Origin of the sequence: Rheinheimera sp. EpRS3 (assembly GCF_001513785.1) — a bacterium.
Taxonomy (GTDB): Bacteria; Pseudomonadota; Gammaproteobacteria; order Enterobacterales; family Alteromonadaceae; genus Alishewanella.
This window is the reverse complement of the sequence record NZ_LNQS01000001.1, coordinates 313,164-336,180: the sequence shown is the minus strand read 5'-3', so window position 1 is coordinate 336,180 and position 23,017 is coordinate 313,164. Positions and strand designations below refer to the sequence as shown.

General features: G+C 50.1%; 16 protein-coding genes. 10 read left to right on the top strand and 6 right to left on the bottom strand.

The genetic code is table 11. The features are described from left to right. The first annotated feature begins 306 nt into the window (after positions 1-306). Entirely contained in the window at positions 307-1,332 is a 1,026-nt protein-coding gene (locus AR688_RS01475) for a LacI family DNA-binding transcriptional regulator (RefSeq protein WP_068228134.1), read from the top strand. A gap of 45 nt (positions 1,333-1,377) precedes the next feature. On the opposite strand, the gene AR688_RS01470 is transcribed toward AR688_RS01475, so the two are convergent. Next, positions 1,378-2,973 carry an AbgT family transporter gene (locus AR688_RS01470; protein ID WP_068228132.1) on the bottom strand — a complete coding sequence of 532 codons (1,596 nt, stop codon included), beginning with the start codon at positions 2,971-2,973 and terminating at the stop codon, positions 1,378-1,380. Positions 2,974-3,347: 374 nt separating this feature from the next. Here AR688_RS01470 and AR688_RS01465 point away from each other — a divergent pair, with 374 nt between their 5' ends. Continuing rightward, positions 3,348-4,097 carry a 3-hydroxybutyrate dehydrogenase gene (locus AR688_RS01465; RefSeq protein WP_068228130.1) on the top strand — a complete coding sequence of 250 codons (750 nt, stop codon included), beginning with the start codon at positions 3,348-3,350 and terminating at the stop codon, positions 4,095-4,097. A 45-nt stretch (positions 4,098-4,142) separates the two neighbouring features. Continuing rightward, on the top strand, positions 4,143-7,598 hold the full coding sequence (locus AR688_RS01460) for a PAS domain-containing hybrid sensor histidine kinase/response regulator (RefSeq protein ID WP_068228128.1): 3,456 nt from the start codon (positions 4,143-4,145) through the stop codon (positions 7,596-7,598). Here the strand turns inward: AR688_RS01460 and AR688_RS01455 are convergent. After that, positions 7,595-8,242 (bottom strand): response regulator transcription factor, encoded by a 648-nt coding sequence (locus tag AR688_RS01455; RefSeq protein ID WP_068228126.1) that lies wholly within the window; start codon positions 8,240-8,242, stop codon positions 7,595-7,597. The two genes, AR688_RS01460 and AR688_RS01455, sit on opposite strands and share 4 nt — an antisense overlap. A 67-nt stretch (positions 8,243-8,309) precedes the next feature. Next, on the bottom strand, positions 8,310-10,559 hold the full coding sequence (locus tag AR688_RS01450) for a TonB-dependent receptor (protein WP_068228124.1): 2,250 nt from the start codon (positions 10,557-10,559) through the stop codon (positions 8,310-8,312). A 157-nt stretch (positions 10,560-10,716) separates the two neighbouring features. Here AR688_RS01450 and AR688_RS01445 point away from each other — a divergent pair, with 157 nt between their 5' ends. From AR688_RS01445 to AR688_RS01425, 5 genes are all read left to right on the top strand, one after another. Beyond that, positions 10,717-12,018 (top strand): GntP family permease, encoded by a 1,302-nt coding sequence (locus tag AR688_RS01445; protein ID WP_068228121.1) that lies wholly within the window; start codon positions 10,717-10,719, stop codon positions 12,016-12,018. Positions 12,019-12,032: 14 nt separating this feature from the next. Further along, complete coding sequence (locus AR688_RS01440) at positions 12,033-13,190, top strand: E22 family MetX-like putative esterase (protein WP_068228118.1); 1,158 nt, start codon at positions 12,033-12,035, stop codon at positions 13,188-13,190. Positions 13,191-13,403: 213 nt separating this feature from the next. Continuing rightward, positions 13,404-15,287 (top strand): hypothetical protein, encoded by a 1,884-nt coding sequence (locus AR688_RS01435; RefSeq protein ID WP_068228115.1) that lies wholly within the window; start codon positions 13,404-13,406, stop codon positions 15,285-15,287. A gap of 144 nt (positions 15,288-15,431) precedes the next feature. Beyond that, on the top strand, positions 15,432-17,561 hold the full coding sequence (locus AR688_RS01430; RefSeq protein ID WP_068228111.1) for a TonB-dependent receptor: 2,130 nt from the start codon (positions 15,432-15,434) through the stop codon (positions 17,559-17,561). 29 nt (positions 17,562-17,590) lie between these two features. After that, a complete protein-coding gene (locus tag AR688_RS01425) occupies positions 17,591-19,000 on the top strand; it encodes a PepSY domain-containing protein (RefSeq protein WP_068228110.1) in 1,410 nt (469 codons plus the stop codon). A gap of 119 nt (positions 19,001-19,119) precedes the next feature. Here AR688_RS01425 and AR688_RS01420 read toward each other — a convergent pair whose 3' ends face one another. The 3 genes from AR688_RS01420 to AR688_RS01410 form a co-directional block, all read right to left on the bottom strand. Next, positions 19,120-19,989 (bottom strand): toll/interleukin-1 receptor domain-containing protein, encoded by an 870-nt coding sequence (locus AR688_RS01420; protein ID WP_068228109.1) that lies wholly within the window; start codon positions 19,987-19,989, stop codon positions 19,120-19,122. A gap of 256 nt (positions 19,990-20,245) precedes the next feature. Then, positions 20,246-20,548, bottom strand: coding sequence for a helix-turn-helix domain-containing protein (locus AR688_RS01415; RefSeq protein ID WP_068228106.1), 303 nt, complete (start codon positions 20,546-20,548; stop codon positions 20,246-20,248). Then, positions 20,545-20,913: a type II toxin-antitoxin system RelE/ParE family toxin gene (locus AR688_RS01410; protein WP_068228105.1), complete on the bottom strand. Its 369-nt coding sequence runs from the start codon at positions 20,911-20,913 to the stop codon at positions 20,545-20,547. The genes AR688_RS01415 and AR688_RS01410 overlap by 4 nt, the downstream gene beginning before the upstream one ends. A 271-nt stretch (positions 20,914-21,184) precedes the next feature. Between AR688_RS01410 and AR688_RS01405 the strand changes: the two genes are divergently transcribed. Together AR688_RS01405 and AR688_RS01400 are read left to right on the top strand one after the other, a co-directional pair. Beyond that, entirely contained in the window at positions 21,185-22,495 is a 1,311-nt protein-coding gene (locus AR688_RS01405; RefSeq protein WP_068228103.1) for a sensor histidine kinase, read from the top strand. Further along, positions 22,495-23,010, top strand: coding sequence for a response regulator transcription factor (locus AR688_RS01400; RefSeq protein WP_068228101.1), 516 nt, complete (start codon positions 22,495-22,497; stop codon positions 23,008-23,010). Before AR688_RS01405 ends, AR688_RS01400 begins: the two co-directional genes overlap by 1 nt. Positions 23,011-23,017: the final 7 nt, after the last annotated feature.

Sequence of the window (23,017 nt, the reverse complement as noted above, 5' to 3'; positions counted from 1 at the left end):
TCAAACTTAGTCTATTTGCTTATTTACCAGTCTCTTCCCTATTCGTAAAAATCCAGCATCACAAAAAATATCGCGGCATGTGTAATTTTCAAAACTAATTCATAATGTTAAACCTATCCAGCATTAGCTAAGGCAGTATCGTTCTTAACGCAATAGCAATTAACATTTGCCGTTTCGCAAAAAAAGAGGTATCCATTAGTTTAATTTGATCTAATAAATGACCAGCGCTGTCATTTCTATACTAAACATTACTGCAAATGGCGATATAATAGGCAGCCTTAACGTAGTAAAACCGTGGGATAAACCATGAAAGTAACCATTAATGATGTTGCCAGCCATGCTGGGGTATCCATTAAAACCGTATCCCGGGTAATGAACAATGAACCGTCGGTGCGAAAAGACACCTATGACAAAGTGATGGCAGCTATTACTGCGCTACAATATCAGCCTAATGCCGCGGCTCGTAATCTGGCCAGTAACCGCTCATTTAGCATTGGCTATATCTACGACAACCCTAATGCCTATTATGTAATTGATATGCAACGTGGTTTACTTGATGCGTGCCGCAAGCACGGCTATGAGCTGCTTATTCACCCCACCAATGCCAAATCACCGGATATTGTGCAGGAAGTAATAGATTTAGTGCAGCAATCACGCTTAGCAGGCCTGGTGCTAACGCCGCCATTCTCTGAAATGCCACATATTGCCGAAGCGCTGGAAAAAATCGGCGTGCATTTTGTCAGAATCATCTCTGGCTCTACCCCGTCACCTAAGTTAAGTAACTGTGTGCTGGTAGATGACTTTACCGCCGCTTTTAAAATTACTAATCACCTGTTGGAGCTTGGCCACACTGATATCGCTTTTTTATGCGGTGACGAAGAACACAGCTCAAGCGGCGAGCGCCTGGCAGGTTATCAGGCCGCGCTGACTAAACGCGGCATTACCCCCAACCCTAAGTTTATTGTGCCGGGCAGTTACTCATTTGAATCGGGTGTAAAAGGCGCAAAACAGCTGATGAACCTGAGCAAAAAACCCAGTGCTATTTTTGCCTGTAATGATGAAATTGCCGCTGGTGCCTTATTTAGTGCACGCTTGATGAATATTGCTATTCCACAGCAGCTGGCGATTGCCGGCTTTGAAAACAGCCCGTTTTCGCGCCAAACCTGGCCGCCGTTAACCACAGCACATCAGCCCAACGTTACCATAGCGCAGCAAGCGGCAGAGTTGTTATTCCGCCATGCCAAGCCTAATGCCAGTAAGATGCTGTCAGACAAACAGCCGGTATTTATTCCTGAGCTGCTGGTACGTGAATCTACTGCTGTTAGTGAATAAAAAAGCCAGCATTTAAGTGCTGGCTTTTCGTCGGAATAAAGGCGGTTAACCACCAAACTGATAGTAGGTTGGTGAGCCCGGCCCTACCGGCAAGCCCAGCACAAATACCCAGATATAAAACAGCAAGGTCCAGCCGACAAAAAACACCATGGTGTATGGCAACATAGTGGCAATCAGCGTACCTATGCCCAAATCTTTTTTGTAGCGCGCCGCTACCGCCAGTATTAAACCAAAGTAGCTCATCATCGGCGTGATAAGGTTGGTAACAGAATCACCTATCCGGTAAGCCGCCTGTATTACCTCAGGTGAATAGCCAACAATCATCAGCATAGGCACGAAAATAGGCGCGAAAATAGCCCACTGCGCCGATGCAGACCCCAGCGATAAATTCACCAGCGCGCACATGCCAATAAAAAAGAAGAATAACCCCGGGCCGGTTAAGCCAATATCCTGCAGCAAGGTTGCACCTTTTACTGCCAGAATCGACCCCAGATTTGACCAGCCAAAAAAGGCAACAAACTGGGCCGCGAAAAACACCAGTACAATATAAAGCCCCATCGAGCTGATGCTTTTTGCCATAGCATTAATTACATCACGGTCGGTTTTCATGGTGCCAACAATACGGCCGTAGATATAACCCGGTATCGCAAAGCTGATAAAGATAAATACCACTATGCCTTGTAAAAACGGCGAGCCCGCTACCAACCCAGTTTCCGGGTGGCGTAATGGCCCCCACTGCGGCACTACACTTAATGCGAGCAAAACACCTAACGCAAAAAAAGCCAGCCCGGCAGCTTTTAAGCCACGTTTTTCCTCTGCGGTCAGCTTGTCCAGTTGCGGCTTGCCTAATTCAACTGCCGCTTCACTGGCGTCGTATTTGCCCAGTTTCGGCTCGACTATTTTTTCAGTAACAAAAGCGCCCAACGCTGCAATAAAGAAAGTGCTGGCAATCATAAAAAACCAGTTAGCTTCTGGCCCTACGGTGTAGTTGGGGTCAATTAAATTGGCGGCTGATTGGGTAAAACCCGCCAACAGTGGGTCAACAGTGCCTATAAACAAATTAGCACTATAACCACCAGATACACCGGCAAAAGCTGCTGCCAAACCCGCCAGCGGGTGCCGCCCCAGCGAGTGAAAGATCACTGCAGCCATGGGTATTAACACCACATAACCCAGCTCAGATGCCGTATTAGAAATAATACCGGCAAACACGATAGTCACAGTAACCATGCGCTTAGACGCGCCCATTACCAGGCCACGCATTGCGGCAGAAATCAGCCCGGAGTGCTCGGCAATACTCACGCCCAGCAAAGCTACCAGCACCACTCCCAAGGGCGGAAAGCTGGTAAAGTTAGTAACCAGGTTAGACACTATGCGTTGCAGGCCATCGACACTAACCAGGTTAACCACGCGGATCACGCCATCTGCCGCGCGCCCTGCAGTACCTTCCGGCCGCGGGTCTATCGCGCTAACATCAAAGTATGCTGCTATACCGCTGCCCAGCACCACGGCTACCGCGAACATCGCAAACAAGGTGACAGGGTGCGGCAACAGGTTACCAAACCACTCTACCGTATCAAGAAAACGGGTAAACCAACCACGTTTGCCGTTATCGGCAGTGTTATTGTCAGAAGCTGACATAAAGTATCCTCAACGTAAGACTTTATCCGGTGCTACAACCACCTGGGTTAGCACTCTGATTATGCCGCTTTATGCCATACAGAGCGTAATAAGCTATTAAAACGCTGAAAAATAACATTTATGACGGCCAAAACCACCCTGGAAGCGGATGTAGTTTTGTTATAAGCCGGCAAATTTAGCACAACTGGCGGGCATCACAAAACCTCAATACCTTATTCCGCCAATTAGCCATCCAGATGACGTTGTACTGCGCTGTTTTAGCGCAACATAAACTGCGACGTGCTTATAGCACTAAAGTAGCGTTGTCCTACGTTTGTGCAGCTTCTAGCATGGCAGATATCAGCTAAGTGCAATCTCACTACGGAGTAAACAGCATGCAGGTTCTTGTAACAGGGGGTACCGGCGGTATAGGTTTTGCCATTGCCAGCCATTTCGCCGCTCAGGGCCACAAGGTTATTCTTGCCGATCTGCAGCAAAGCAGTATCGACAACAAAGTGGCAGAGCTTCAACAACAGGGTTTTGCTGCAGAGGGCATTGTGCTTGATGTGACCGATGCTACCTCAATAGCCAACTGTGCGGCACAATACCCGGCAGATGTCCTGATTAACAATGCCGGCATTCAGCACGTGGCTAGGCTGGAAGATTTTCCGCCGGAAAAATGGCAGCTATTGCTTAATGTCATGCTTACCGGCCCGGCTATGCTAAGCCGCGCCATGCTGCCCGGCATGCGTGAGCGTAATTTTGGCCGCATTATTAATATTGGTTCTATTCATGCGCTCGTGGCATCGCCATTTAAATCGGCTTATGTTGCTGCCAAGCATGGTTTACTCGGCTTTAGTAAAGTAGTCGCGCTGGAGAACGCCGACATCAACTTTACTATTAATACTGTCTGCCCGGCTTATGTAAAAACCCCGCTGGTAGAGCAGCAAATTGCGGCCCAGGCAAAAGAGCATAATCTGACCGAACAGCAGGTAATAGAGCAGATTATGCTGGCGCCTATGCCACAAAAAGCCTTTATTGGTGTTGATGAAATTGCCGCTACTGCAGCTTTTTTATGTAGTGATGCCGCCCGGCATATGACAGCGCAAACCCTGGTGCTTGATGGCGGCTGGACAGCACGCTAGCTCAATGCTGAAAACTCGGGCACAATCCGTACATTATGTTATCTGATGACAGCGCCTGAACTTATGATGCTAAACGGCAGCAGTATTGGGCTTGGTACCATTGCTGCGCTTTCGTTGGTTTACCTGTTAATTTTATTCAGCGTGGGCCGCTTTGGTAGGCGCATTAACAGTAAACACCCGTTGGCCCCCTGGGTGTTCAGCTTTGCGTTATCTATTTACTGTACGTCCTGGGCGTTTTATGGTGTTACCGCGCAGGCCGCCGTAAACGGCTGGTGGATGCCCCCTACCTATATCGGCTCTTTTATTCTGTTCTGGTTTGGTTTTAAGCTTATTGCCCGCATAGCTATTGCCTGCCGCCGTTACCGTATCACCTCGGTTGCCGACTTTATTGCCACCCGTTTTGGCCATTCGCGCAGCCTGGCGGTGATCACCACACTTATTCTGTTAATGTCCACCGTGCCCTATATTGCGCTGCAGCTGCATGCGGTATCCACCAGTATTAATACGCTGGTTGGCAGCGCGCCCGGCCTGGCCTGGTACAGCGATACCGGGCTGTATGTCAGCTTATGGATGGCGGTATTTGCCTTGTTGTTTGTCAGCAAAAGCGCCAAAGCCCACCAACCTAACCCCGGCCTGATGACCGCCATCGCCTTTGAATCGCTGGTTAAATTGCTGGCGCTGCTAGCCATTGGCGCCTTTGTGTTTTGGGGCATGTACGACGGTATCGGCCAGATATTCCAGTTGGCCGCGCTCAGCCCGGCAGTACAACAGGTGCAGCAACAAGCCCTGCCGGCCCATACCTATTGGCTGCATGTATTGCTGGGGTTTGCCGCTACCTTATGTTTGCCACGACAGTTTCACGTCACCTTTGTCGAAAACCAGCATCTGGGGCATTTACGCAGCGCACGCTGGATTTTTCCGCTTTATCTGCTGTTAATGGGTATGTTTACCCTGCCGCTGGCGCTGGCAGGCGTAATGTTGCTGGGCAGCAATGCCAATATCGATCTGGTGGTACTGCAACTGCCACTTGCAGCACAGCGTACTGATATCGCCCTGCTGGCTTATCTGGGTGGCTTTTCTGCCGCAACCAGTATGGTGGTAGTGGCCACGGTGGTGCTGGGCATTATGATCACCAACGAACTGCTGGCACCGCTGCTTTACCGCACACCGGCACGCCAGGCTGCGGCGTCAGGCCATATCAAGATTTCAACACTGCGCCGTATTGCCATGCTGACGGTAATGGCGCTGGGTTATGTTTACTACCGCTGGATTGGCACCGAAACCGGCCTGGCTCAGCTGGGTTTAACCGCCTTTGCCCTGGTGGCACAACTGGCGCCGGCGCTAATTCTTGGCCTGCTCAGCCGCAATATTAACCGTCAGGGCGCTATTGCCGGTTTATGTGGCGGCGCGCTGGTGTGGGCTTATATTATTTTACTGCCTGAACTTAGCCGGGCTGGTTTACTGGGCAATCAGTGGTTAACGCAGGGGCCTTTTGGTATCGGCCTGCTGGCGCCGCAAAAACTACTTGGCTTAAACATAGATATGATTAGCCTTGGCGTGCTGGTAAGCCTGACAGTAAATTGTTTATTGGTGCTGTTAGTCAGCCGTTTTAGCACCACCCGGGTGGGCGAATGGCTGGAAAGTGGCCGCTTTTTACGTACCCAGCTTACCCAGCATAACGCCAGGCCACTGAACCTCAGCGTGCAGGATTGCTACCTGTTGGTAAAACGCTTTGCCGGAGAAAAAGAAGCCCGCCGCCTGCTGCAACGTAATTTAAAAGACCCACACGAGCTGCAACAACTGGCCCCGGCTAATCTGCTGCAAGCCGCCGAACGCAGTTTAGCCGCCGTAGTAGGTGGCGCCTCTATGCGGCTGATTATGGAAGCCAGCGGCCGCCATGCCGCGCTGCCGCTGGAGTCGGTCGCCCGTTTTGTTGACGAAGCCAGCCAGGTATTTCAGTTTAATCAGGCGCTGCTACGATCCACCATCGACAATATCAGCCAGGGCATCAGCGTAGTAGATGCCGATTTGCGCCTGATAGCCTGGAACCAACGCTACATTGATATGTTCAGCTACCCTCCGGCACTGGTTGAAGTGGGTCGGCCGGTAGCCGATGTTATTCGCTTTAACCTGCAGCGCGGCCTGATCGACAGCCACGACATAGAAGCCGAAATTAACAAACGGCTTAGCTACCTAAAGCAAGGCAGCGCCTATAAATTTCAGCGCCGCCAGCAGGATGGCCGCGTACTGGAAATGCAGGGTAATCCGCTGCCCGGCGGTGGCTTTGTTACTACTTACAGCGATGTCAGTGCTTTTATCGACACCCAGCAGCAATTAGAGCAGCGCGTAACAGAACGCACCCAGGCCCTGCAACAACTTAATCAGCAGTTACAGCAGGCTCAGCAAAAAATTGAAGCCGCTACGCAGGCGAAAACCCGCTTTTTTGCCGCCGCCAGCCACGACTTAATGCAGCCGTTTAATGCCTCAGCTCTGTTTGCCAGCCTGCTGCGCGATAAACAAACCGAGCCGGAGCTTAAACAGCTGAGCCAGAATCTGATCAGTTCTTTAAATTCTGCCGAAGAGTTGCTCGGTGCCATTTTGGAGCTGACTAAACTTGATTCGGGCGTGATCAGCGCACATCACCAGCCGGTGAGTATACAGGCGCTGCTGGATGACATCGCCAAAGACGCCAGCGTTCTGGCACAGGAAAAAGGCCTGTTACTGCACTACCTGCCATCAAAACTGGCGGTAAGTACCGACCGTAAACTACTAAAACGGGTGGTGCAAAACATGTTATCTAATGCCATTCGTTATACCCAAAGCGGCAAAGTACTATTGGGCGTGAAGCGGCGCGGCAGCGATGTGCAAATTTGTGTTATCGATACCGGTGTCGGCATTGCGATACAAGATCAGCAACGTATTTTTGAAGAGTTTCAGCAAGGTGAACAGCAGGATCAAAAAGGCCTCGGGTTGGGCCTGGCGATAGCACGGCGTATCAGCACTATTTTAGGCCACCCGTTAACACTGCAATCGGTGCCGGGCAAAGGCAGTTGTTTTAGCCTGACAGTACCGGTTACCCGGGCGCCGGTTACCGTTATTGCCGCTAAAAACCAGCATGAGATCAGCGCCAGCTTTGCCGGTAAAACCGTATTACTGCTGGATAACGAACCTCAGTTACGCTCAGCAGTAGCAGAGCTGCTGCGTAGCTGGGATATTGCTGTTAGTGCAATCGGCCAGCCGGCCGAAGCGCTGCAGGCATTGCAACAAGGCCTGAAACCCGACTTACTGCTGTTTGATTATCATCTGGACAATAACGCCACCGGCGTTGAAGTAGCAGAACAACTGGCGGCACATTTTGCCGTTAATGTACCGGTGATTATTCATTCGGCGGATCATAATGAACAGATTCGCGAAACAGCGTTAAACGCCGGTTATTACTTTTTACTTAAGCCACTTAAACCGGTAGCACTGAAAAAACTATTTCAGCGTTTATTGCGTTAAACACTCTCCGGCAGTTTCAGTTTTTCAAACATAATACCGGCCAGGGTGCGGTTATTAACGTTCAGTTTGCGCAAAATGGCTGATACATGCTGCTTAATGGTGGTTTCCTGCACGTTCATCTCATAAGCGATTTGCTTATTCAGCAGGCCGTCGGCAATCATCTTAAGTACACGAAACTGCTGCGGGGTAAGTTGCTCCAGGCGGTGGGCAAAATCTTCATCAATAAGCGGTTTGGCATTACGTACATCCTGCTCCAGTTCGGCTGGCAGCCAGCTGTCGCCGTTTAATACTGCAGCTATGGCTTCAGATAACAGCTCCAGCGGTGCTGATTTGGGAATATAGGCCGCAGCCCCCAATGTTAGTGCCTGGCGGATAATTACCGGGTTTTCTTCTGCCGACACCATAATAACCGGTACGTCGGGGTATTCAGTGCGCAGTGCGCTTAAACCGGTAAAACCGTCTGAGCCGGGCATTTTTAAGTCGAGAAAAATAAAGTTGGTATCAGGGTGCGCCCGTAGCAAAGGCCAGAGTTGTTGCATGTTTTGCGCTTGCAGCAGCAGGGCGTCACTGCCAAGAATATTGGCGCAAGCCTGCGATAACGCTACGCGAAACAGCGGGTGGTCGTCAGCAATTAAAGCAATCATAAATCCGGTTCAGAGCCTTTTGGCCCATAATGTACCGGGGCCTTCGCCCCGGCAAGCACTTTGTTAATTAGAAACGGTAACCCACACTCAGGCTAACGGTACGCGGGTCAATATAAAAACCCAGTACTGAGTTATCCAGCACCGCACCGGCAAAGTTATAACCGGCGATACGCGCTTGTTTGTCACCCAGGTTTTTACCCTGCAGCGACACATCCCAGTGGCCATCGTTTGAATACCAGTTCACGCCGGCATTAAACACGGTGTAACCGCCGTAGTCCAGCACTGACGGTACTTCAAAGATTTGGGTTTCGCTGCGGTGCGCCATATTGGCTGTCAGCACAAATTCGCCCATTTCGGTCGCAATACTGTATTTACCGGCCAGTGTCGCTGTCAGCTCCGGAGTATTGGCAAAAGCCCAAACGTCGGACACATCCACCACCTGCTGCTGGTTCGGGTCAAAAAATTCCACTTTATTAAAGCTGGCATCAACGTAACCAACTATCATGCTTACATCAAAATCACGGCTTACCGCAAACTGCGCTTCCAGTTCTACACCATTTAGATCAGCGCTGGCCGCGTTTAGTACCTGTGAGGCTACCGTAACTACGCCGGGCGCCGTTTCAACCGAGCGCTGTACGGTAACCTGCATATCATCGTAAGACGACATAAACACCGCAGCATTTAAGCGTAAACGCTGATTAAACCACTCGCTTTTCATACCCAGTTCATAGGTATCAACGGTTTCTTCCTGATACGGCTCGTCGGCATCGGGGTTAATAGCCTGGTTAGCCCGCATATCAAAACCACCAGATTTAAAACCGTTGGTATAGCTGCCGTATAACATCAGATCGCGGCTGTACTGATATTCTGCGCCCACACGTGGCGAGAAATGGCTGAAGCTTTCACTGCCGCTAAATTCGGTCTGGGTAGACAGGTAAACACCGTCAGTGTCACGCGGGAACTTATAACCGGCATAAACGTAGCGGTACACGCTGGCGTCTTTATCATCTTTGGTATAACGGCCACCAAAGGTTAAAGACCATTTGTCATCCAACTGATAAGTACCCTGGGCATAAGCGGCGATACTGTCTGTTTGCACACAACCGCCGTTCTCGGTGGTGCTGGCACCGTAAACTACCTGGCCAAAAGCACCGCAGGCTTCGCCGTCGTAGTAGTAAAGGCCTGACGCCACTTTGAGTTTATCGTCGCTGTACAACAACTGCAGCTCTTGCGATACCTGAGTGTCTTCATAAAACGCCGGAATATCCAGCGTTGGAAAACTGGTAGAGTCAAAATCGATATTGGTATCGGTTACCCCTTCGCGCCGCGCAGTAACCGACTTAAGCGTCCAGTTATCAGACAAATCCAGCGTCATGGTAATTGACTGGCCTTCCGTTTCTACCTTATTGGTTACCGGCATGCTGATATTGGCATCATACACACTGCCCGGCACGGCATCTGTTGGTGCCAGTGCACTGGGGAACAGCCTAAAACCTCCGCGCGGGTTGGAATCATCTACCGTTTTATCCGCGTTTAGCAGCATGCTAAAACTATCCGTAACATTCCACTGCAGGCTTACCCGGCCTGTCATCAGCTCTTTGTTGTAGTTGTCATCACCGGTATTTAAAAACTTACCAAAGCCATCGCGGTTAAAGGTGGCAAAAGCACCGCTGATAAACACATTGTCGCTCAGGCCAGTCTGGCCGGAAATTTTTAAATCGCGCTGGTTTTTTGTGCCTACGGTGCCGCGCACTGCAAATTCGTTATCACCGGTCAGTTGTTTGGTAACATACTTTACTGCACCGCCAATGGTATTGCGGCCATACAGCGTGCCCTGCGGGCCACGCAGTACTTCTATCCGTTCAACGTCGTATACATCCAGCGCTGCGCCTTGTGGCCGCGCCATGTATACGTCATCAATATAAATACCTACGCCGGGTTCAAAGCCCCACAGCGGATCCTGCTGGCCAATACCACGGATATAAGCGGTAAGGGTGCTGTTGGTGCCGCGCGATACCTGCAGTGTGGTGTTAGGTGAAAATTGCGCCACGGCAGTAATGTTATCCATACCGCGTTGTGCCAGCTCTTCCTCCCCCAAAGAGGTTACCGCAACCGGCACTGTCTGCAAATTCTCGATAGTGCGCCGGGCGGTAACCTCAATGCGTTCCAGTTTAATTTCAGCATCGGCCTCAGTGGCCGTTTCCTGCGCCAGGGCGCCAGTGGCAAAACAGCTGCTGATCGCCAGTGCAACTAAGCTGGGTTTAAGTAGGGTACGGCTAAACTTGTGCTGTGCATCGCTATTATAGTTATTGGCCATCTTGGCTCTCCTGCTGTTTGATTTCACATCATCTTGTAATTATTTATGCAGCTTTACTGTAGGCCTAAACGCAGAATTTTTAACCTGTACCTTAGTACTATGGTGATGCCCGCTGTCCTGTATCAGACTAACTGAAACTGATAATAAGGATAACAAGATGTTGAGTCTTATCGGATTGCTGGCCGGGCTTGGCCTGCTGATAGTACTGACGATGCGCGGCTTTAACCTGTTTATTACCGCACCTTTGTGCGCATTACTGGTGGCAATAACCAATGGCATTCCGTTCTGGCAACTGGCCGATAAAGCCGATTTTGTCCACGGTTATATGTCTGGTTTTGCCGGTTTTGTTGCCGCCTGGTTTCTGATGTTTTTATTAGGCTCTATCTTCGGCAAATTAATGGAGCACACCGGCGCTGCAGACGCTGTAGCACTGGCAATTGTTAAACGGCTGGGCCATACCCGGGCAGTGCTGGCTATAGTACTGGCATGTGCGGTATTAACCTACGGTGGCGTCAGCTTATTTGTGGTGGCATTTTCTGCCTATCCTATGGCGGTAAGCCTGTTTAAAGGCGCTAACCTGCCACGGCGCTTTATTCCTGCCGCACTGGCGCTGGGTTCAGTTACCTTTACCATGACGTCGGCCGGCTCACCGGAAATACAAAACTGGATCCCCATTCCCTACCTTGGCACCACGCCTTACGCCGGCTGGCAGGTAAGTATTATTGTGGCGCTGTTTATGGCGGTTGGCGGTTACTTTACGCTAATGTGGATGATTAAATCAGCTGTGCGCAAGGGCGAGCAGTTTACTGCCCGCAGCAGCGATCCGCTATTAAGTGATAAACCCTTACCGCACTGGCTAACCGGTTTGCTACCCTTGCTGGTGGTGCTGGTAACCTCCTTTTTACTGCACGACAACCTGCAACAAGCTGCGTTAATTATTGCTTTGGCCGGTGGTGTAATTACGTTGTATTTATTAAATTTCCGCTTTTTGTCCAACCCGGCAGCCGCCACTAACGAAGGCGTACTGGGTGCTCTGTTGGCCATTGGTAATACAGCTGCAGTAGTGGGCTTTGGTGCCGTAGCAAAATTAACACCGGCATTTAGCAGCGTAGTAGATTACATGACTCACCTGCCCGGGCCCGAGCTGCTGGGTGCTGCCGTAGCAGTAAGCGCTATCGCCGGATTAACCGGTTCAGCTTCCGGCGGCCAGGTTATTGCCCTGCCGGAAATTGCGCCGCATTATCTGGAGCGCGGCGTAGACCCCGAGCAACTGCACCGGGTGGTGGCTATTTCATCCGGCGCGCTCGATTCTCTGCCGCATAACGGCTATGTGGTTACCACCATCCGTGCTATCTGTGGTGAAAGCCATCAAAATGCCTACTGGCCGGTTGCGGTTGTCAGCGTACTGATGCCGGTGCTGGGCACTATGCTGGCCATAGCGCTGTTTCAGTGGTTTTAACCGGAGGTAACACCATGTTTATCAGGCTTATTTTACTCTGCTGCGTTATGCTATCGGCCAGCGCTCATGCCATGCTGGTGCAAAAGCAGCGCTTTACACTGGACAACTTCAGCACAGAAAATGGCCACACTATTACGCAGGTAAATATCGGCTGGGAAGCTTATGGCCAGCTTAATGCCGATAAATCTAACGTGATCTTAATTACCCATTTTTTCTCCGGCACCAGCCATGCTGCCGGTAAATACCACAAAGACGACAGCGCCGCCGGTTACTGGGACGCTATTATCGGCCCCGGTAAAGCGATAGACACCACTAAGTTTTACGTGATCAGCAGCGATACACTGGTAAACGCCAATGTGTTTGACCCAAACGTGATTACCACAGGCCCGGCCACCATCAACCCCGCTACCGGTAAACCCTATGCGTTAAGCTTTCCGGTGGTCACTATCGGTGATTTTGTTGAAGTGCAAAAAGCCCTGCTCGACAGCCTGGGCATTGGCAAATTGCATGCGGTTATCGGCCCATCGATGGGCTCGTTTCAGGCCATTGAATGGGCAGTACGCTACCCCGACAGAGTTGAGCGCTTAATTCCGGTTATCGGCAGCGCTTATATCGATGCTTACGCCGCGGTAAAACTGGAACGCTGGGCTTACCCGATCAAAACCGATCCAAACTGGCATAACGGCAACTACTATGACAAAGGCCAGCCAATACAAGGGCTAAGCACCGCGCTGGCCTATATTACCCAGGATGCACTGTACCCTACCGGTTTTAACCAGCGTTACCCGGCACCACAACTGGATAAAGCCCCACGGCAAGACATCCGTGCAACATTTTCGGCTTGGGATCAACTGCTGCAACAGGCTAAAGCGCGGGCAGCGTATCAGGACGCCAACCATATATTGTATTTAGTGCGCGCATCGCAATTATGGCGTGCAGGCATGGGCGATAACTGGCAACAGGCCCTTAGCCGGGTAAAAGCCAAAACGCTGTTTTTACCGGCCAGCGGCGATTTACTGCTGCCACCGGCCTTAAGCCAGCACAGCGCTGCCGCCATGACAGCTGGCGGTAATACGCCGCACTATGCCGAAATTCCCGGCATTTGGGGCCATCTTGATGGCGTGGTGGGCATTAGCGCAGTAGCAGAGCAAATTGCTGAATTTTTAAACTAGTTTTTCCTGGCGGGTGCTGCGGGTATCGGGCATCCTTTTCATTTTTCACTCATGCCTTACTTCCACGCCGCATTACTTAACCGGCACCTGACATAATTAACTCGCACTCAAACGCATTTTGGGCTAAAACTAACCGGCGAAGCATTGCAAAAAAGTCGCCGTCAGGCAAGATAGTCTCTTTTTCAACAAACTGATTTATAAAAGGAAGTAACCATGGCTTATGATTATGGTAGTGAGTCGTTAGGGATCCGAAACCCGTTCAAAGCCGAAGGCTTGCTGCGGGCAGTACGGGGTTTAGTGGTCAGTTTGCTTGGTATTTACCCGCTGCTGCAAGTGGTAAGCCTGGTACAGCAGGACAAAGCTCTGGCCTGGTTTTATGCTGCTATTGGTTTTATGTTACTGGCAGGTGGCTTACGCGCGCTGGGTGGCGGTATTTTTCAGATGCTGCGCTTCTTTGTTGGCCGCAGCGTACCTACCTCACTGGCACCGAATTACAGTAAATCCGAGCGTGAAACTGCCAAGCTAGAACAGCCGCATTATAAAAGCGTCGACTTAGAAGAAATGCTGATGGGTCGCAAAAACAAAACCTTCGTTGAGCCGGTCGGTTTTATCTCCCGCCTGGTGCACACGCTGGTGCCCAAACTTATTTTTCTGCCCTACCCGCTGCGTAATCTGGCACAACGTTTTTCCGGCGCCTTAATTGCCACCGTTATTGCACTGGTGGCTTATGCGTTAACTGCCTTTGTTTGCTTAACCGGCCTGGCCGGCAACACCGGCGATATTCTGCTGCCGTTTTTCTCGTTTGTGCTGGTGGTGTATTTAATTATCAGCTGGCGCAGTGCCAGTACGGTATACCGTAAAGCCGAAAAAACCATTGAAACCCAGGGCAACCTGCAGCTGGCCAAAATTATGGCCTTTGCCATACTGGCGCCAGTGCTGCTGGGTTTATTAATCAGCTATCTGCTGCAACAGCGTGACATTCAGCAGTTTGTGGCTGATTTACAGCAGTCTGAGCTGGAAAGCTTCGCCGTAGCGCCACAACTGTTGCTGGTGCTGTTATTTGCCGCCATCAGCGGCACTTTTATCTTTTTACTGTTAAAACAACGTACTGCGCAGGTAAAGGCACAAACCAAAGTATCGGAATACCGCGCCAACTGGCAGGAAAACATTCACCCGCGCGAGCTGTTTGTTAATATCGACAATATTGTTATGGCTAACCGGCGCTACAAAGAAATACCTAACCGGATCTACCGCGAGCTAAACCCGCAGTTAAATGAGCAATCGGAAAGCAAAGGCGATTTTAGCGGCGAAGTGATTATAGAAACCCAGCCCGCCTATGCCCCTATGGAACACAGCGCGCTGTTTAAGCAATTGCGGCTATTGGCTACCATTAGCGGCCAGATATTGCTGTTAATCGGGCCTTTTATTCTGTTTTACTTACTGTTTGAAGCCGAAACCGTGCTGCAGCTGATACGGGAATACAGCGCGTTAGCCCGCCCGTCTGATGCGGTAACACAGGGCTTTGCTGTTAACCTGTTTAATGAAAGCCAGTTTATTTTAAGCCTGATTTTCAGCTGGCTTATTTGCCACAGCTTTGGCCGCCTGCTCGAAACCTACAGCCACACCTTCTGGGCCGAGCTGAATTTTGACTCCTTACTGGTGTATTTAAAATGCGAAGGCACCTACACCCAAAGCAAGTTGACCACAGGTAAGGGCATTTACGATTCTACCGCGTCAGAAAACTACGTTATGCGCTCATCGTTAACACCGTGGATTATTACCTCACGCATTATGAGTAGCACCTTTGCCGACAGCGGTGCCAAAAATGTCGAACACCCGCGGCATATTCTGGAAATGCAGGACAACCCACAGGAACTGCAGGCGATACTGGACGATATTCAGGGCTTCCTGTCTGATCGCGAAACCATTGCCAGCATTAAGAACCAGCAGGATTTATCCAATACTGAGCAAATTTACCAGATTAACCAGCAATCACGCGCCATGCCGGTAACCTCAGATCAGGCCACACTGGCCAGCCCGCAGCAAGACGCCGAAGCCAGCACCAGCCTGCCACCAGAGCAGCCACAAAACCCATAACACCTGCCAGAACACCCTTGCGCCAGTTGGCGCAAGGTCTTACTGCAGTAATGGCTTTGCTGCGACAATTTGCCGCATCCCCTGCGCAACGCCTTTTTGTTACCTTATCTCATTAAAATCATATATATAAAATGAGCATAGGGCATGACACAACACAAAACCGCACGGGCATTTATCTGCCTGCCGTTACTGGTATTACCGTTACAAACATTGGCCCAGCAGGCCGCTGTTGCAGAGCAGGATATTGAAGTGATGGTGGTTACCAGCAGCCGCCAGGCGCAGGCCCTGGTTAACCTGGCCGAAGCCGTAGCGGTAATAGATGAAGATACTATTAAAAATATCAGCCCCGGCCACCCATCTGAGTTATTAAACCGGGTATCAGGCGTGCATGTTAATGATTTGGGCGGCGAAGGCCATATGACAGCTATCCGCCAGCCTATTTCTACCGGCGGCGTTTACCTGTTTTTAAAGGACGGCCTGCCCACACGGCCCACCGGCTTTTTTAATCACAACGGCCTGTATGAAATAGATATTCCCAACTCTGGCCGGGTAGAGGTAACCAAAGGCCCCGGCTCAGCGCTTTACGGCAGCGATGCCATTGGCGGAATTTTTAATATTTTAACCCCTGAGCCAACAGCCCAGTTCAGTGGCAAAGCCCAGGCTGAACTGGGTAGCGATGGCTGGCAACGTGGCTTACTAAGCCTGAGCAGCCCGTTAAACGATACCCACAGCTTTTACTGGCAACTAAACAGCACCCAAAGCGACGGTTTCAGGGAGCAGTCTGACTACCAGCGCTTGTCCAGCAACCTGCGGCTGGACAGCGAATTGGGTAGCAATACCCGGATAAAATCGTTACTCAGCTTTGGCAAAGTAGACCAAAGCGGCACCTCGGGTTTATCGTTAACCGATTTTCAGCAAAACCCGGCGCGTAACTACTATCATGGCGATATAGGTGCTCGTGATGTACAGGCACTGCGTTTCTCGGCCGAGCTGCGCCATCAGCTGTCTGATAACAGCGAGCTGATGCTGACACCGTTCTTCCGTGACAACCGCTCAGACTTAATGCCCAGCTGGATGCTCAGTTACGATCCGGTAATGCAGCAAACCCGCTTTAAATCATATGGCCTGCTGGCACAGTACAGCCAGCATACCCATAACAGCGTTAACTGGAGCGCCGGTATTGATGTCGATTACACCCCGGCCAGCTTCGCCGAGCAGCAAATAAGCGTAACGCAGCAAAACGGCATTTACACCGATTACGCGCTTACCGGCCGCACTAACTATCACTACGATGCGGATCAGACGGTACTGTCGCCCTACGCCCAGTTGCAGTGGTTTGCTACCGAGCAGCTGATTATCAGCCTGGGCGCGCGTTATGACTACTTTAGTGTCGATTACACTGATCTTTTGCCAGAGGATGTGCCGCAGCAAGTCGGCCGCAGCAGCTGGCTTAGGCCAGCGTCGCAAAAATTAAGCTACAACCAACTTAGCCCCAAAGCCGGTATTGTCTGGAAATTTGCCACCAATCAGCAGCTGTACGCCAACCGCCGCCATGCTTTCAGGGTACCCTCTGTAGGCCAGGTATTCCGCCCTGGCAGCAGCAACGACACCACCGCACTTGAGCCGGTAACCGCGGTTAACCACGAACTGGGCTGGCGCGGACAGTTTGGCGCCATTCAGCTGGATGCCAGCTTGTATGATTTAACCATTAAAGATGATGTGGTCACTTACATAGACGCCAACAACCGTAAAGTCACTAACGCTGGTGAAACCACTCACCGAGGTGTTGAACTGATGCTGCAATGGGCACTGACCGACGAGCTGAAGCTACAAAGCAGTGGCACCCTTACCCGGCAAAAGTATGAAGATTTTCAGTACCTGTTTAGCTGCTTCCCGCCGGTTTGTGTGCCGCCGGTGAACGAAACCCGCAATTTTGCCGGCTTTGATGTAGGTAAAGCGCCAAAACAACTGTGGCAAAGCAGCCTGAGCTATCAGCCCCGGGCACTATCTGGCCTGTGGCTGGAACTGGAGTGGCAAAAAGTAGGCCGTTACTTTACCGACGAAACCAATACCAATACCTACAACGGCCACGACCTGTGGCACCTGCGTGCCCGCTACCCGCTAACAGACAATATTACCCTGGCAGCCCGATTGATGAATATCACCGACAAAACCTACTCTACCTACACCAGCAACCAGGTAGGTTCCAGTGCTATTGAATACCGCCCCGGCATGCCGCGCAGTGTGTTTGTCAGTGCCACGGTGAACTTTTAACGCTTAACTCTGTTTTAAAGGTCAAATGCATGAGAATTTCTACACTGATCAGGTGGCACCGTATTTTGCTGTGGCTAGGCGGCATTACGTTAATGATTTTTGCCTTAACCGGCATTTCGCACCCCATTATGAGCTGGACCGGGCCGCAAGCCGTTACCATGCGCCCACCCAGCCTGCAGCTTTCCAGCAACACATTGCAACAGGCCATGCAACAGCTGGCCGCCCGGCCACTACCGGCGCAGGCACTGGCAAAGCTGGTGCCCTACCGCGAACACACCGTGCTGCAACTTAGCCGCGATTTAACCTCGCCGCGCCAGTATCTGGCGCTGGATAACACAGCGCCACCAACCGATGAAGCTATGGCTATTTGGCTAGCCGGCCATTACAGCGGCCAAGCTGAGCAGGATGTAAGCAGCGTAACCCTGGTTAGCGCTTTTAATAACGCCTACCAGGCGGTTAACCGCCTGCTGCCGGTATATCAGGTGGATTACCACAACGGCCTCAGCCTGTATATTCACACCGAAAGCCTGAGCATGGCCGGTATAACTAACCCCTACAAAACCAGCATACAGGCAGTATTTCGTCAGTTTCACAGCTGGCAATGGCTGGACACTACACCCAGGTTGAAAATGGTGATTATGGCCATACTACTTGGCAGCGCGCTGTTACTTACCCTCAGCGGTGCCTGGTTGCTGCTTAAACTGCCCTTTAATGCCAAACGCCGCGGCCTGCGCCGCTGGCATTATGCGTTATCCTGGCTGTTGTTTATGCCGGTTACGCTGTATCTGCTTAGCGGTATTTACCACTTTAGCTATAAACAGGTGGCCGCTGAAACAGCCGGTTTAACCCTGCCTGCCATGCAGCAACTGCCGGTTGCGGTTGACACGGTTCAAAGCATTGATGCCACCGCTATGTATAACAGCGCCAGTTTGGTGCTGGCTAACGGCGCCAACTGGTACTGGCGTTTGTCAGAGTTTAACCCGCAGCAGCAGGCCGATCGCACCAGCCGCTTTAGCGGCCAGCAAAGTGAAAAAGGCGCGCAGTTTATCGGCCTTAGCACCGATGCCCCGCCACTGGATGACAAGCATTATGCCCAACTGCTGGCACAGCAATTTACCGGCTTAAGTGCGACAGAGCTAACCAAACAAAGCCTGGTTACCCGCTTTGGCCCCGACTACGACTTTCGCAATAAACGCCTGCCGGTATGGCAATTTGACTACGCCAACGGCCGGGTATTTATCGACGCCGTAAGCGGCCAGTTAATTGAGCAGCAAAGCCGCGCCAGCCAGTGGGAACGGTACAGTTTTTCTTTTGTGCATAAATGGGGCATGTTGCAGCCATTACTCGGCCGCGAAGGCCGCGATATGCTGGTAGTAGGCTTTATGGTATTGCTGCTAACAATGGCAGTAATGGGCTTTGCCATGCGGCTAAGGCGTTAGGTGGCCCATTGTTTTATAACACATAAATATCCTACCTTACTGATGAAAAACAGACTAACTGTTAGCACTCAAAGCAGCTATTCCACTCGAGTTAGCTACCTTTGTTTGATAAAACGATCTTACATGTTGTAATACTTGGTTCCAAAACTCACAGAAAGTGGAGCTCCTTCATATAAGCAACTAGCAGTCACTTTCATTCGCTTTTTGTGATCAAAATAAGTATGGAAATTAGTTTTTTTCCTGACAAGCTCTAATTCATGAACCCCTATACTTAAAGCACCTAATAAAGCCTCACTGTTGAATTCTGCATTTTGAGAGTGAGGTGCTGTTTTTAATAAATCTACCTCAACAAAACTTACAAAATTCCCTTCCCCCCAGAGCACCATTTTACAATGTTCACTTTCAACAATTATATTCCGAGCTTCATTTGCTTTTACACCAACAATTTTTTCTACGTCAGGTATAGCCATACCAAGATACTGATAAGGCCTATGAAATGGCGACGACATAATAGGTAAGCCAATCATAATTGCCGAGTCTAAAGACTGCGCTAAGCTTGCACTATCCCTGGGAGATACAACATTTTTATTAAAGGCTATCCCCATGCTGGTTATTAGTTTTTTCAGTTCAATGTTGTACGATTCTATTTTAGAAAAATCACTATAAAACTTACCGGGCAAGAAACTAGGTAGCTCAACCTCTTCAAGAATTATGGGTAGTATTTTTATTTTTCCCGCAATCTGATAATTCATGGCAACATCAAGTTCATTTTCGACCCAAGGCGCTTTGACTGAGTTATTTGATAGGATTACCGCAAAATAATTAACGTTATCAATACCCTCTCTAATTTTTTGAATTAGGGAATCGCCAACTTTCATTTCCGCTTCATCTAACCAAACTCTAATTCCATGACTTTCAATATCTGTGGCAAGCCGCCTAACAAAATCCTTGTCTTTGTGATTATGGCTTAAAAACACACTAACGCTCATAGACACTCCTTATTGGTATCACAGCTAATTTCAAGGATCAGAATCCGCGAGATGCGTATTAAAGATCCCGCAAGTTCCAGAATTTTATCCAGTCTAGGCTGCTAATTGAATGTAAATCAAGGATTTTTATGATGTAGGAATTTTGCTGCAACAAACTACTGCTTTTAATCCACTACACCGCTGCGACAATTTTCCACTGCACTGATAAACGTCTGCAGTTTCTGCTGTAGGGATGCAGGCTTACTTCAGTAGTAACTCATGCTATTACTTCAAGGCCTTTTTTTTCTGCCAGAGATAGCATTTTTAAAGCAGCGCCTTTAGGTTTACTTTCGCCTTGTTCCCATTTTTTTACGAGTTTGTCACTCACATTAAAGTAGCGAGCAAATACAGGTTGTGAAAGGTTATATTTAAGCCGCAAAGTACGCACTTGATCTGGTGTAAATTCATGCACGCTGGTTAAACACAGTGCATCAAATTTTCTCATGGTGGTCTTGTCAATAACCCCTGATTTATGTAAGCCTTTCGCAGTTTTATGCACCGCTTTTAAAATATCACTCATACATTACCTACCTCTACAAGCTCACCCTCTTTGACGAGTTGGTTAAGCTCATCCGCGCTCAATGCCAGAAACTCTTTTGCTAATTCTTTTAGTGCTAATTTCTCTTTTGAGTTGATATTAGCCCTGTCGCTTTTAGCAAAAGCGTACAGGAAAAAATACTTGCTGCCGATAACAGTGCCAACGATAGTGCGATAGCCGCCACTTTTACCTTTGTTACCGGATGCAATGCGCTTTTTATAAACATTGCCGCCTAAATCTGCATCAAACAGCCCTTCGCTCAATTCCTTACACGCCTTGATAAGATCAGCGTCAGATAACGGCTCTTTCTTAGTTAAAGTCGCAAACACCTTGGTTTTATAAATCATAGTATACTCCAATAGGGTACATTTTCAACATTTGAAAAATTGAAATGCAGCTTTAGGCTACGCACCCACAATATAGGTCTGGCATGTCGTTTGGTAAAGCCATGCTTAATACCTCCGCTACTGCGACAATTTGCCACAGCGACGTAAACTGCTGGCGGGGTTACACTAAAAGCTCAGACATGACATTACCGCTGCAATGGTTTAGTCTTTTCTGACATTTTGCAAACGGCTGCCTGGCAGCCGTCTTTTTATCTGAAGCCGATGTAAAGCTATGGCCCAAAAACTGATTATCTCCACCGAATTATCACCGCGCCACCAGCTGCAGCAATTTGCTAATTTTCGCTGGGGGCTTATTGGCTTTGAAGCAACCGCCGCTGTGGCCGGTTGGTTATTTGACTACCCTGTCAGCTCCTGGCCGCTTATTTGGCTGTTACTACTTACGCACATTTCTACCAATGTTATTCCAAGGCTATTTGCCGGTGCACAAAGCCACCTGGCGCGTATTTATGCCATTAGCTGCTGCCTGGACGTATTGCTGCTGGGCTGCCTGCTGTTATTAAGCGGCGGCGTAAGTAACGGTCTGGTGGCGTTGTTATTGCTGCCGGTAGCGGTTGCAGCAGTCATGCTGCCGGGCCGGGTTTGTTATATTATCGCCATGCTGGCCATCATGGCTTATAGCCTGCTGTTGCTGATTGGCGATTTAACCATTCCCGATGTAGATCAACTGCTGCAACAGGCAGAGCACGCCCAGCACAACCACATGCATAGCAGCGATGATGGCAGTGCTTTTAACCAGCATATGCTGCAAATGTGGTGGGCTTTTGCTTTGTCGGCCATTCTGATTAGCTGGTTTATTAATGCCCAGGCCAATTTAATCCGGCTAAAGTCACGTAAAATCAGTGAGCTGCAACAACAACAAGTGCGCCATGAGCAAATGCTGGCGCTGGCCACCTTTGCCGCCAATGCCGCCCACGATTTAGCCAGCCCAATTCAAACGATGAATTTGCTCTGCGACGAAATTGCTGTTGATAACAGTAGCCCGGCGTTAACCGATTTACGCCTGCAATTAAACCGCTGCCAGCAAATTGTGCAGCAACTACGCCAGGACGCCGGCAGTTTACGCCGCGACGACGCGCCACAACCACTGCTTGTGCTAACAGAGCAGCATATAGACCGCTGGCTGAACAGCCGGCCCGACATTGGTTTAGCTATTGATAAAACCATTGCCGCTGCTGACTTTACCCTGCCCGACAGCCAGGGTTTTGGTGCGGCGCTGATTAATATTCTCGATAACGCCGCCGATGCCAGTGTGGCCAATGGTTGTGCTGAGCTAAAGGTGGCGATTGCCCTGCAGGACAGTGGCTTTAGTATTAGTATTTATGATTTTGGTGAAGGCTTATCCGACAACCGCCTGGCCGAGCTGGGTAAATTGCCACAACAAAGTGAGCAGGGGCTGGGTATTGGTCAGTTTTTGGCGAATGTGTCTATTGAACGGCTGGGCGGCACGGTGCGCCGGCGTAACCTGGATAACGGCACGCTAACGCGGATTGATATTCCGCGGCCAAAAGTTGAGCACAACTGATGCACCTGGTTATTGTCGATGATGACAGCGTATTGCTTGGTGCCCTGGCCCGGCGCTTTGGCCAGCGCGGTTTTAGTGTTACTACTTACGCCGATGCCATCACCGCAGAGCAGTTAATCGCCCAACAAGCGCAGGCCTATTTGCTGGATTTACGCTTTGCCAGCCAGTCGGGCTTAAGCTTTATTGCCCCGCTTAGGGCCGCATTACCACAATGCCGTATTATTTTGCTTACCGGTTATGCCAGCATTGCCAATGCGATTCAGGCCGTAAAGCTGGGGGCCGACGACTACCTGACCAAACCGGTCGATTTTTTACAACTGGAACAGGCTATAACCGGCAAGGCGCAAAACGGCACAGCCGCTGACACTGCCGTACTGTTATCGCCCGAGCAACTGGAGTGGGAGCATATTCACCGTGTACTGGCCGAGCACGGCGGTAATATCAGCCGCACCGCAGAATTGCTGGGGATGCACCGGCGCACTCTGCAGCGTAAGCTAAGTAAACACCGGCCTTAAATGCGTT